The sequence below is a fragment of the Pseudokineococcus marinus genome (assembly GCF_013004605.1).
Taxonomy (GTDB): domain Bacteria; phylum Actinomycetota; class Actinomycetes; order Actinomycetales; family Quadrisphaeraceae; genus Pseudokineococcus; species Pseudokineococcus marinus.
In genome coordinates, this window is the sequence record NZ_JABEMA010000098.1 from 1 (window position 1) to 10809 (window position 10809).

Annotated in this window: 14 protein-coding genes; 10 read left to right on the plus strand and 4 right to left on the minus strand. The window is 77.7% G+C overall.

Features of this window, described 5'->3' with window-relative positions; genetic code table 11:
• Positions 1 to 625, plus strand: a 625-nt coding sequence (gene rsmD, locus HLB09_RS08290) for a 16S rRNA (guanine(966)-N(2))-methyltransferase RsmD (RefSeq protein WP_212770766.1), incomplete at its 5' end; no start/stop codon positions are given.
• Positions 626 to 757: 132 nt separating this feature from the next.
• A complete protein-coding gene (locus tag HLB09_RS08295; protein ID WP_171202931.1) occupies positions 758 to 1165 on the plus strand; it encodes an Hsp20 family protein in 408 nt (135 codons plus the stop codon).
• 64 nt (positions 1166 to 1229) lie between these two features.
• Here HLB09_RS08295 and HLB09_RS08300 read toward each other — a convergent pair whose 3' ends face one another.
• The 3 genes from HLB09_RS08300 to HLB09_RS08310 all read right to left on the minus strand — a co-directional run bounded on the left by HLB09_RS08300 (position 1230) and on the right by HLB09_RS08310 (position 4945).
• Entirely contained in the window at positions 1230 to 1853 is a 624-nt protein-coding gene (locus HLB09_RS08300) for an HAD family hydrolase (protein ID WP_171202922.1), read from the minus strand.
• A gap of 108 nt (positions 1854 to 1961) precedes the next feature.
• Positions 1962 to 3542, minus strand: coding sequence for an AbgT family transporter (locus HLB09_RS08305; protein WP_171202923.1), 1581 nt, complete (start codon positions 3540 to 3542; stop codon positions 1962 to 1964).
• A complete protein-coding gene (locus HLB09_RS08310; RefSeq protein ID WP_171202924.1) occupies positions 3539 to 4945 on the minus strand; it encodes a M20 family metallopeptidase in 1407 nt (468 codons plus the stop codon). The genes HLB09_RS08305 and HLB09_RS08310 overlap by 4 nt, the downstream gene beginning before the upstream one ends.
• A gap of 112 nt (positions 4946 to 5057) precedes the next feature.
• On the opposite strand from HLB09_RS08310, the gene coaD reads away from it, so the two are divergent.
• The 7 genes from coaD (at position 5058) to HLB09_RS08345 (ending at position 8778) form a co-directional block, all read left to right on the plus strand.
• Positions 5058 to 5555, plus strand: a complete 498-nt coding sequence (gene coaD / locus HLB09_RS08315) for a pantetheine-phosphate adenylyltransferase (RefSeq protein ID WP_171202925.1) — start codon at positions 5058 to 5060, stop codon at positions 5553 to 5555.
• Positions 5552 to 5782: a hypothetical protein gene (locus HLB09_RS08320; protein WP_171202926.1), complete on the plus strand. Its 231-nt coding sequence runs from the start codon at positions 5552 to 5554 to the stop codon at positions 5780 to 5782. The genes coaD and HLB09_RS08320 overlap by 4 nt, the downstream gene beginning before the upstream one ends.
• A 152-nt stretch (positions 5783 to 5934) precedes the next feature.
• Positions 5935 to 6507, plus strand: coding sequence for a YceD family protein (locus HLB09_RS08325; RefSeq protein ID WP_212770768.1), 573 nt, complete (start codon positions 5935 to 5937; stop codon positions 6505 to 6507).
• Between the two features lie 2 nt (positions 6508 to 6509).
• On the plus strand, positions 6510 to 6713 hold the full coding sequence (rpmF, locus tag HLB09_RS08330; RefSeq protein ID WP_171202927.1) for a 50S ribosomal protein L32: 204 nt from the start codon (positions 6510 to 6512) through the stop codon (positions 6711 to 6713).
• Between the two features lie 44 nt (positions 6714 to 6757).
• Complete coding sequence (gene rnc, locus HLB09_RS08335; protein WP_212770771.1) at positions 6758 to 7528, plus strand: ribonuclease III; 771 nt, start codon at positions 6758 to 6760, stop codon at positions 7526 to 7528.
• Positions 7529 to 7531: 3 nt separating this feature from the next.
• Positions 7532 to 8434 (plus strand): bifunctional DNA-formamidopyrimidine glycosylase/DNA-(apurinic or apyrimidinic site) lyase, encoded by a 903-nt coding sequence (mutM, locus tag HLB09_RS08340; protein WP_171202928.1) that lies wholly within the window; start codon positions 7532 to 7534, stop codon positions 8432 to 8434.
• Positions 8431 to 8778, plus strand: a complete 348-nt coding sequence (locus tag HLB09_RS08345; protein ID WP_171202929.1) for an acylphosphatase — start codon at positions 8431 to 8433, stop codon at positions 8776 to 8778. Before mutM ends, HLB09_RS08345 begins: the two co-directional genes overlap by 4 nt.
• 73 nt (positions 8779 to 8851) lie before the next feature.
• Here HLB09_RS08345 and HLB09_RS08350 read toward each other — a convergent pair whose 3' ends face one another.
• Entirely contained in the window at positions 8852 to 9469 is a 618-nt protein-coding gene (locus HLB09_RS08350) for a hypothetical protein (protein ID WP_171202930.1), read from the minus strand.
• A 440-nt stretch (positions 9470 to 9909) separates the two neighbouring features.
• On the opposite strand from HLB09_RS08350, the gene HLB09_RS08355 reads away from it, so the two are divergent.
• Positions 9910 to 10809 (plus strand): chromosome segregation SMC family protein (locus HLB09_RS08355; RefSeq protein WP_322790086.1); only part of this gene is annotated, 900 nt, incomplete at its 3' end.

Sequence of the window (10809 nt, forward strand, 5' to 3'; positions counted from 1 at the left end):
GCTCGGACGCCGCCTCCGCCGCGGGAGGGCGGGCGTGACCCGCGTCGTCGCCGGCTCGGCCGGCGGCCGCACCCTCGTCGTCCCCCGCGGATCCGCGACGCGCCCCACGTCGGAGCGCGTGCGGGAGGCCCTCTTCAGCCGGCTGGAGCACGAGGGGCTCCTGGAGGGGGCCCGCGTCCTCGACCTCTACGCCGGCTCGGGCGCCCTCGGCCTGGAGGCCGCGAGCCGCGGCGCAGCCGCCGTCGTCCTCGTCGACGCCGGCCGCGAGGCGGCTCGCGCCTGCCGGCGCAACGCGGCCGTCACGGGACTGGCGGGCGTCGAGGTGTGGGAGGCGCCGGTCGAGCGCGTGCTGGCGGGGGCGCCGGGCTCCCCGCTCGAGGCCGGGGCCGACCTGGTGCTCGTCGACCCGCCGTACGACGTCGCCGAGGAGGCTCTCGCGTCCGTGCTCGCGGCCCTGACGGGGCGCGGCTGGCTCGCCCCCGAGGCGGTCGTCGTCGTCGAGCGCTCGTCGCGCTCGCCGGAGCCGACCTGGCCGGAGGGCCTGCAGCGCTACGCCTCCCGGCGCTACGGCGAGACGGCGGTGTGGTTCGCCGAGGCCGGCGGGACGGACGCCGCGCTCGACTAGCACTCGCACGCGGAGAGTGCTGACACATGTCGTGCACGGTGCACCGGGGTCGCAGTGGCCCCGGTCCTGGCGAGGAGGTGATCGCCGCGGGCGACCTTCGACCCGTTCCGTGAGCTCGAGCGCGCGTCGGAGCTGCTGGGGACCAGCCCCGGGACGTCCCGGGCGCCCCGGTCCACGCCCGTGGACCTGTACCGCTCGGGTGACCACGACGCGCTGCACGCCCACCTGCCGGGCGTCGACCCGGGCTCCGTCGACGTGAGCGTCGAGGGTGGGACCCTCACCATCACCGCCGAGCGCACGGTGCGCGGCGAAGAGGGGGTCCAGTGGATCGGCGCCGAGCGCCCGTCGGGGACGTCCCGCCGGCGCCTGCAGCTGGGTGAGGACGTCGCCGCCGACGCCATCACGGCCACGTTCGCCGACGGGGTGCTGTCGGTGACGACGCCGGTGGCCGAGAGGGCGGAGCCGCGGCGCGTCGCCGTCGAGCGCGCCGACCACCCGCGCCCCGTCACGGCGCACCACCAGCAGGAGATCTCCTCCTGAGCCGGGCGACGGGGCGGCCCCTCGGGGCCGCCCCGTCGTCGTCCTCGGCGGCGCTCCGCAGCGCTCAGCGCACCGGCAGGCCCAGGGCGGCGAGGTCGCGCCGCAGCGCCTCGGCCGTCGTGGAGCGCACCGCGCGCAGGCCCACGGCGGCGGCTCCCTCGACGTCGCGCGGGCCGTCGTCGACGAAGGCGGTGAGCCCCGGGGCCAGGGCGAAGCGCTCGACCACCCGGGTGAAGAGCGCCGGGTCGGGCTTGACGAGCCCCTCGACGCCGGAGACGACGACCGCCTCGAAGGCCCCGAGCCCCACGACCTCCTCGAGCAGCGGGCGCGCGCGCTCGAAGAGCTCGGCGGACCAGTTCGTCAGCGCCAGCAGCCGGACGCCCGAGGCCGCCAGCTCCTCGACGACGTCCCGCGTGCCGGGGACGGGGCCCGCGAGGGTGTCGAGGAAGCGGTCGACGTAGGCCTGCGCCACCGGTTCGTGGCCGGGGGCGCTCGCGGCGACGTCGGCCACCGAGTCCGCCGTCGAGCGACCGGAGTCCATGGCGAGGTTCCAGGCGCCGAGGTCGACGCGGGCGTGGAACGCCTCGACGTCCGCGGGGTCGAGCTGCTCCCAGACCCGTGCGGGCTCCCACCGCACCAGCACGTCGCCGAGGTCGAAGACCGCCGTCGTCGGCGCAGGTGCGGTCACGCTCCCGAGGCTGGGCGCCCGTGCCCGGTGGGCGTGCCGGGCGAGCGGTGCGCCCACGTCGCGGTGCACCGCGACGTCGGCGCACCGCTCGGGCGGGCGAGGAGGGCACTACCCGAGGCGCACCCCCGCACCGGGCCCCATGGGTGTCCCGGTGACGTAGAAGAGGGTCAGCACGGCCACCCACGCCGGCCAGAAGGCCAGCGTGAAGGGGAGCATCCGCGATATGACGCTGCCGAGGCCGGCCCCGGGCTCGTAGCGGCGCAGCATCGTCAGCAGCACGACCATGTAGGGGTTGAGCGGGGTGAGGATCTGCGTCGCGGAGTCGCCGACGCGGAAGGCGCCCTGCGTGAACGCGGGCTCGAAGCCGAGCAGGGCGAAGAGCGGCACGAAGACGGCCGCCATGAGCGTCCAGAGCGACGACCCCGAGATGATGACGAGGTTGAGCAGGGAGGCCAGCAGCACGAAGGCCAGCACGGCCGGGAAGCCGGTGAGGCCGATGGCCTCGAGCCCGGCCGCCCCCTCGACCGCGAGCCAGGTGCCCACGCCGGACCAGGTGAAGAGCGCGACGAAGTTGCCGAGCACGAAGGCCAGGGCGATGAAGGGCGCCAGGTCGCGGATCGCCCCCTGCATGAAGCGGGGGACGTCCGCGCTGCTCGTCAGCGAGCCCGACACCCGCCCGTAGACGAGCCCGGGCACGAGGAAGAGGACGAAGACGATGAAGACGATGCTGTCGAGCAGGGGGGACTCGGGCAGGTAGCCGCCGCCCTCGCCGCGCCACGGCGACCCGGGCAGGAGCACCGCGACGAGCATGAGGACGGCCACGAGGACGCCGGCGAGCGCGGCGGCCCCCACGGCGCGGCGCTCGCGGGACGACAGGTCGGCCGTCCCGTCGGCCTCGCCGCCGCCCTCGGCGGGTGCGGCGTCGTCCTCGTCCACGACCTGCTCGCGCGGCACGCCCGTGCGCTCCAGGCGCGGCTCGAGGACGCGGGTGATGACGAGCCCGGTGATGACGGTGAGCACGGCCGCGGAGACGAGGTTGAAGAAGTAGTTGGAGACGGGCGTCACGGGCGTGCCCGGGTCGGGGAGCACCTGCGCGACGGCGGTCGTGATGCCGGCGAAGAGGGCGTCGAGGCTCGTCACGACGAAGGAGGTCGAGTAGCCCGCGCCGACCGCCGCGAAGCCGCCCAGGAGGCCGGCCACCGGGTGGCGCCCCGCCGCGCGGAAGACCATGGCGGCCAGCGGGGGCACGACGACGAAGGCCGTGTCGGACATCACCGAGGCCGTCACGCCGACCACCCCGACGACGTAGGGGAGCGCCCACCGGGGGGCGGAGTGGAAGAGCAGGCGGATGACCGCCGACAGCAGGCCGGAGCGCTCGGCGACCCCGATCGCCAGCAGGATGGTGAGGACGGTGAGCAGCGGCGGGAAGCCGATGAAGTTGGCGCCCAGGTTCGTCGTCAGCCACGTCAGCCCCTCGGCCGTGAAGAGCCCGCGGACGGGCACGGCGTCGTCCGAGCCCGGGACGGTGACGCTGACGCCGAGCACGGCGCCGAGGGTCGAGACCAGCGCGACGAGGACGAAGAGCCCCAGGAAGAGGACGAAGGGCTCGGGCAGCCGGTTGCCGGTGCGCTCGACCCACCCGAGGACCCGGTCGGCGCGCGTCGCCGAGGCCGCGCCCGTGGCGCTCACGCGGCGCCCCCCGGCGCCGGCGCCGCCGTCGGGGCGTCGAAGTAGCGGGCGACGTCGACGGCTCCGCCGGCGGCCGCGAAGTCGGCGTGGACGGCGGCCCGCAGGTCGGGGTCGGCGAGGTGGTCGAGGACGACGAGGGCGAGGCCGACGGCGCCGTCGACCACGGCGCGGTCGCCGTCGGGCCCGGCCGCGGCGGCGGCGAACTCGCGGGTGTGCAGGGACGTGCCCGGGTCGGAGACGGCGATCATCGGGTGGAGCGACGGCACGCGGTAGCTGACGTTGCCGAAGTCCGTCGACGCCGCGAGCAGCGCCGGGACGACGCCGGACGGCAGGACGGGCCGCCCCCGCTCGGCCATGCGGGCGCCCCAGCGGCCGGCCAGCGGGGCGTTGGCCCGCACCGGCAGGGTGGCGGGGTTCTCGTCCCAGGCGAGGTCGACCCCGCAGCCGGTCATGAGCGCGGCGCCGCGGCAGATCGCGTCGAGCCGCTCGGAGAGGACCCGGAGGGTCTCCGGGCGCTCGGACCGCAGGTAGAAGAGCACCTGCGCCCGTCCCGGGACGACGTTGGGGCGGTCCCCGCCCTCGGTGACGACGCAGTGCAGCCGGTCCGACGGCGGCATCTGCTGCCGGTGGAGCCCGACGCCCTGGTAGGCGAGCGCGACGGCGTCGAGGGCGTTGCGGCCCATGAACGGCTGGGCGGACGCGTGGGCGGTGACCCCCGTGAAGGTCGCCCGCAGCTGGCGGCGCCCGAGGAAGAGGTGGTCGGCGACGTCGTAGCCGAAGGGATGGACCATGACGGCCGCGTCGACGCCGTCGAGGGCGCCGTGCTGGGCCATCGTCTCCTTGCCGCCGCCGCCCTCCTCGGCCGGCGTGCCCAGCCACCGGACGCCGCCCGGCAGCCGGTCGCCCAGCGCCGCGAGGCCGAGGACGGCGCCGAGGCCCGCGGCGGCGATGACGTTGTGCCCGCAGGCGTGGCCGATGCCGGGCAGCGCGTCGTACTCGCTCATGACGGCGACGACGGGCGAGCCACCACCTCCCGCGCCGGTGCCCCCGCCGCCCGTGACGTCCGCCCGCAGCGCCGTCGGCAGGCCGTGGGCGCCCCGCTCGACGTCGAGACCGCGCTCGGAGGCCAGGTCGGCCAGCACGCCCGCGCTCCGGTGCTCCTCGAAGGCCGTCTCGGGGTGCTCCGCGAGGTCGTGGCTCAGCGCCACGAGCCGGGGGCCGAGCGCCTCGACGGCGTCGACCACGGCGCGGACGAGGTCCTCCGGCGCGCCCTGCGCCGACGAGGAGAGCGGCTCCGCGGCGCGCGCGGCGGCGTCCACCTGCGCCTGCACGGCCGCGAGGTAGGAGGGGTCCGGGGGCAGGGGTGCGGAGGGGAGGGGCCCGTCGGGCGCAGGGGTCGGCACGGGGCCACCGTCCTCCCTCCCCGCGGGGCGGGCAACGCCCCCTCGGGCGACCGGGGCGACCGGGGCGACCGGGCGCGCCGTGCCGGTCCTGCCGACGGGCAGACTCGCGCCCGTGACCACCGCGGCCTGCCCCGGCTCCTTCGACCCCGTGACGCACGGGCACCTCGACGTCGTCGCCCGGGCCGCGGCCCTCTTCGACGAGGTGGTCGTGCTCGTCGTCCCCAACCCGTCCAAGCGCGGGCTGCTGGCGCCCGAGCGGCGGGCCGCCCTGCTCGAGGAGGTGCTGCCGGGGGCGCTGGGCGCGGCCGCGGAGCGGGTGCGGGTCGAGCTCGTGCCGGGAGGCCTGCTCGTCGACGCCTGCCGCCGGGTGGGAGCGGCGTGCGTCGTCAAGGGCGTGCGCGGCGGGGCCGACGTCGACGCCGAGGTGCCGCAGGCGCTGATGAACCGCCACCTCTCCGGCCTCGAGACGCTGCTCCTGCCGGGCGACCCCCGCTGGCAGCACGTGGCGTCCTCGCTCGTCCGGGAGATCGCCCGCCTGGGCGGCGACGTCGACGACCTCGTGCCGCCCGCCGTCGCCGCGGCGGTCCACGAGGCGCTGGCGGAGAGGTGACGGCGGCGGGCGCGCCGCCGGTGGCGGCGGTCGCCCTGGCGTCGGCCTCCTCCGCGGCCGACGGCCCGGCGCCCGTCCTCGCGGTGCTGGCGGGGGTCGCCGGCTGGGTCGCGCTGACCGCGGTGGTGCTGCTCGCGGGGCGGTCCGTGCGCCGCCGCCAGCTGCGCCGGTCCCGCCGCGGCCGTGGCGGCGCGAGCGCGGACGGCGCGGGTCGGCCCCTGCGGTAGCCTTGCCGGTCGGTCCGCCGTCCACCGCGGCAGGCCGAGGACGACCAGGGCCCCTCACGCCCGACCGCACCGCCGTCGCACCGGTCCGCCGGGCGGGGGCACCCCGCACCACCACCCGGCGCCGCCCTGCGCGTCGGTGGAGGAGGAACGCCGTGACCACGCTGGACCACCGCTCGCCGCTCGTGCTCGACACGCGGGAGCTCGGTCGTCGTCCCGGTTCGATGCGGGCGGTGCGCCGGACCGTGGAGGCACCGGCCGACCTCGGCACCGCGGTGGTGGGCGTGGCCGAGGGCAGCCCCGTCGAGCTCGACCTGCGGCTCGAGGCGGTGATGGAGGGCGTGCTCGTGTCGGGGACGGCGCGGGCGACCTCCACCGGTGAGTGCGTGCGGTGCCTGGACCCGGTCGAGCGCGAGCTCGTCGTGGACCTCCAGGAGCTGTACACCTACCCGGGCCGGGCGCCGGAGGACGACCCCGACGGCACCCAGGACGACCTGCACGAGCTGGACGGCGACCTCGTCGACGTCGAGCCCGTGCTCCGGGACGCGGTGGTGCTCGCGCTGCCGTTCCAGCCGGTGTGCTCGCCGGACTGCCCGGGCCTGTGCGCCGACTGCGGGGTCCGCCTCGCGGACGCGGAGCCGGGCCACCAGCACGACAGCGTCGACCCGCGGTGGGCGGCGCTCCAGAGCATGGCCTCCGACCGGGGCCAGCGCACCGAGGAGGACTGACCATGGCCGTCCCGAAGCGGAAGATGTCCCGCAGCAACACCCGCCACCGCCGTTCGCAGTGGAAGGCCGAGGCCACGCCGCTCGTCGCGACCGTCGAGAACGGGCGCACGACGTACGCGCGCAGCCATCACGCGCGCGTCGTCACCGACTCCCAGGGCACGCCCCTGTACCTCGAGTACAAGGGCCGCAAGGTCAAGGACCTCTGAGCACCACCGCCGCCGGGCAGGGCGGCGCCCCCGCCGGGGCGCGCCTGCTCGAGCTGGTCCCGCGCGCCGCGGAGCTCCAGGCCCGGCTCGGCCTCGAGGTCGAGCCGGGCCTGCTGCTGCGCGCCCTCGTGCACCGGTCGTGGTCCTACGAGCACGACGCGGAGCCCACCAACGAGCGCCTCGAGTTCCTCGGCGACGCCGTGCTGGGGCTCGTCGTCACCGACGCCCTCTACCGTCGCCACCCCGACCTGCCCGAGGGGCAGCTCGCGAAGCTGCGCGCCTCGGTCGTCAGCTCGCGCGCCCTCGCGGGCGTGGGACGCGGCCTCGACCTCGGGGAGCACGTCCTCCTCGGGCGCGGGGAGCGCTCGACGGGCGGGCGCGACAAGACGTCGATCCTCGCCGACACGGTCGAGGCGGTCATCGGCGCGGCCTACCTGTCCGCCGGGCTCGACGAGGCCCGCGCCCTGGTGCACCGCCTCGTCGACCCGCTGCTGGCGTCGTCGGCCGCCCTCGGCGCCGGCCTCGACTGGAAGACGAGCCTGCAGGAGCTGGCGGCGGCGCGCGAGGACGGCCCGCCCGTCTACGAGGTCACCGGCGAGGGCCCGGACCACGCCCGCTCCTTCACCGCCCTCGTCCTCGTCGGCGGGGTGCCGCAGGGCCAGGGCGAGGGCCGCAGCAAGAAGGAGGCGGAGCAGCGCGCCGCCGAGGCCGCGTGGCGAGCCCTGGGCGGCACCGGCGAGGACGAGCTCGCCCGCGCCGCCGGCGTCCTGACCGACGGCGCCCCCGCCGAGGGCGCCCCCTCCCGCGGCGCCTGACGCGTGCCCGAGCTGCCCGAGGTCGAGGTGGTCCGGCGCGGCCTCGACGCGCACGTCGTCGGCCGCACGATCACCGACGTGGCGGTGCTGCACCCCCGGCCCGTGCGACGGCACCTCGCTGGCCCGCTCGACTTCGCCGGCCGCCTGGCGGGGGCCCGCGTGGACGCCGCCGTCCGCCGTGGCAAGTACCTGTGGCTGCAGCTCGACACCGGTGACGCGCTGTCGGCCCACCTCGGCATGAGCGGGCAGATGCTCGTGCAGCGGCCCGGGGCCCCGGACGAGCGGCACCTGCGCGTGCGGCTCGACCTCGACGACGGCGCGCAGCTGCGCTTCGTCGACCAGCGCATGTTCGGGGGGCTGCTCGTCGCCCCGCTCGTGCCGACGCCCGACGGGCTGCCGGCCGGGGCCGCGGCCGGCGGTCCCTCGGACCCGCTGCTGCCGCCCGAGGTCGCCCACGTGGCGCGCGACCCCCTCGACCCGCACCTGGACCTCGAGCGGCTCGTCGAGCGCCTCCGCGCCCGCCGCACCGGCGTGAAGCGGGCCCTGCTCGACCAGACCCTCGTCTCGGGCGTGGGCAACATCTACGCCGACGAGGCCCTGTGGCGCTCGCGCCTGCACTTCGCCCGCCCCACGGACGGCCTGACCCGCCCCGTGGTGCGCCGCCTCCTCGCCGACGTGGCCGCCGTCATGGAGGAGGCGCTCGCCCAGGGCGGCACGAGCTTCGACCGGCTGTACGTCAACGTCAACGGCGCCAGCGGCTACTTCGACCGCTCGCTGGCGGCCTACGGCCAGGAGGGCGAGCCGTGCCCGCGGTGCGGCGCGCCCGTCACGAGGGAGGCGTTCATGAACCGCAGCTCCTACCGCTGCCCGCGCTGCCAGCCGGTGCCCCGGCGGGCCCGGTGGTGAGCCCCGCACCGGGGCAGGAGCCGGGGCCGGACGAGGAGCAGCCCGGCCTCGACCCGGCGCGGCTCCTCGCGCACGTGCGCGGCGACGTCCAGGGGGTCGGCTTCCGCTGGTGGACCCGCGCCCGGGCGCTCGAGCTCGGCCTGGACGGCGCGGCTCGCAACCTCCCCGACGGGCGCGTCGAGGTGACGGCGCAGGGCCCGCGCGCGACGTGCGAGGAGCTGCTGGGGCTGCTGCAGGCCCCCGACGGCGCGGAGGCCGCGCGCCGACGGCCCGGCGCGGTGCGGGGGGTGGCCGCGCAGTGGCTGGGCCCGCGCGAGCTGCCGGGCGGCTTCGTCGAGCTCTGAGGCGCCCCATCAGGCCCGTGCGCCGTCAGCCCCGTGCGCCGTCAGCCCTGTGCGCCATCAGCCCGGTGCGCCGTCAGCCCCGCGGTCGGGGCCCGGCGAGGGGGACGGCGAGGAGCTGCTGCACGACCGTGCCGCGGACGACGGCGAGGTGCACGCGCGGGGTGGTCGCGACGGTGAGGTCGTAGCCCTCGTCGACGAGCTCGACGGCGACCGTGCCGCTGCTGCGGCTCACGTGCACCACCGGGGAGCCCGTGGTGCTCCGCTCCCCGGCGGCCTCGAGGACGCGGCGGGCCAGCTCCCCGCGGTCCAGGCCCACACCGGCGCTGCCGGGGGCGTCGTCGCCGAGACGGGCGCCGACGACGCGGGTGCGCTCGTCGACGACCACGGCCACGGCCACCCGCTCGTCCTGCCGCAGCGCGGGGACGCCGGCCCAGCTGACGACGACCGTCGACGAGCGGCGGTCGTCGGCGTCGGGGAACAGCTCGGCGTAGGCGGCGGGCGTCCCCTCGGCCTCACCGGCCGGTCGGGCGCCGGGGACCAGCGCGTCGTCCCCGGCCGAGGGCGGCACCGTCGCGAGGGACGCCGGCATCACCCCGGGCGCCGGGGCAGGGGCGGTGGCCCGCCCGAGGGCGAAGCCGCCCGCCACCAGGGCCACGACGACCGCCGCGGCGCCGGCCCTGCGCCGTCGCACCCCGCTCGTGCGCCCGTCGGCCCTGCCCCTCCCGGCGCCGTCGACCGCGACGGGCGCGTCGAGGTCCTCGGGCGCCCCGGGGCCGGGCGGCCGCTGCCCGGCAGCTCCGCCTGGTCCTGGGCCTGGTCCTGGTCCTGGGCCTGGTCCTGGGCCTGGACCGGGGCTCGAGCCTGGGGCAGGGCCTGCGCTCGGCCCGCCCAGCGCGTCGCGGCTCACCGGTCCTCCTGCACGCGCCCATCGTGCGCGCTCCGGCGCCGCACGACGCTCCGCGGGTCCCCCGTCCGCCGGTCGCCCTCCCTCCCGCGACCCGCGGCGCCCCGCCCCGCGTCGCGCCCCCTGCGCCCGTCACCCGCCGGACCGGCCGCCCACCACGGCTACAGTCCTGCGCGGCCCGCCAGGGCGGCCGCAGCAGCGCGACGGACCACCGGGGAGGGGCGCCCGTGCACCTCAAGACCCTCGTGATGAAGGGCTTCAAGTCCTTCGCCTCGACGACGACCCTGCGCCTCGAGCCGGGCATCACGTGCGTCGTCGGCCCCAACGGGTCGGGCAAGTCCAACGTCGTCGACGCCCTCGCCTGGGTCATGGGCGAGCAGGGCGCGAAGAGCCTGCGCGGCGGGTCCATGCAGGACGTCATCTTCGCGGGCACCGCGGGCCGTGACGGCGCGCCGGGCCGGCCTCCGCTGGGCCGCGCCGAGGTCTCGCTGACGATCGACAACACCGACGGTGCCCTGCCCATCGACTACACCGAGGTCACCATCTCGCGGACCATGTTCCGCAGCGGCGGCAGCGAGTACGCCGTCAACGGGTCGCCCGCGCGCCTGCTCGACGTGCAGGAGCTGCTCTCGGACAGCGGCATCGGCCGCGAGATGCACGTCATCGTCGGGCAGGGGCAGCTCGACGCGGTGCTGCACGCCACGCCGGAGGACCGCCGGGGCTTCGTCGAGGAGGCCGCCGGCGTCCTCAAGCACCGGCGTCGGCGCGAGCGGGCCGTGCGCAAGCTCGACGCCATGCAGGCCAACCTGGCCCGGCTGCAGGACCTCACCGGCGAGGTGCGCCGCCAGCTCGGGCCGCTCGGGCGCCAGGCGAAGGCGGCCCGGCGGGCGCAGCTCGTGCAGCTGGAGGCGCGCGACGCCCGCGCCCGGCTCCTCGCCGACGACATCGCCCAGATGCGCGCGCTGCTGGAGCAGGACGCGGCCGACGACTCCGCGGCCCGCGCGCGCCGGGCCGAGGTGGAGGAGCAGCTCGCGGACGTGCGCCGCGACCTCGCGGACGTCGAGGCCGCCGCGGCCGCCGCGGCGCCCGCCCTCGCCGCGGCCGAGGAGGCGCCCCACCGGCTGGCC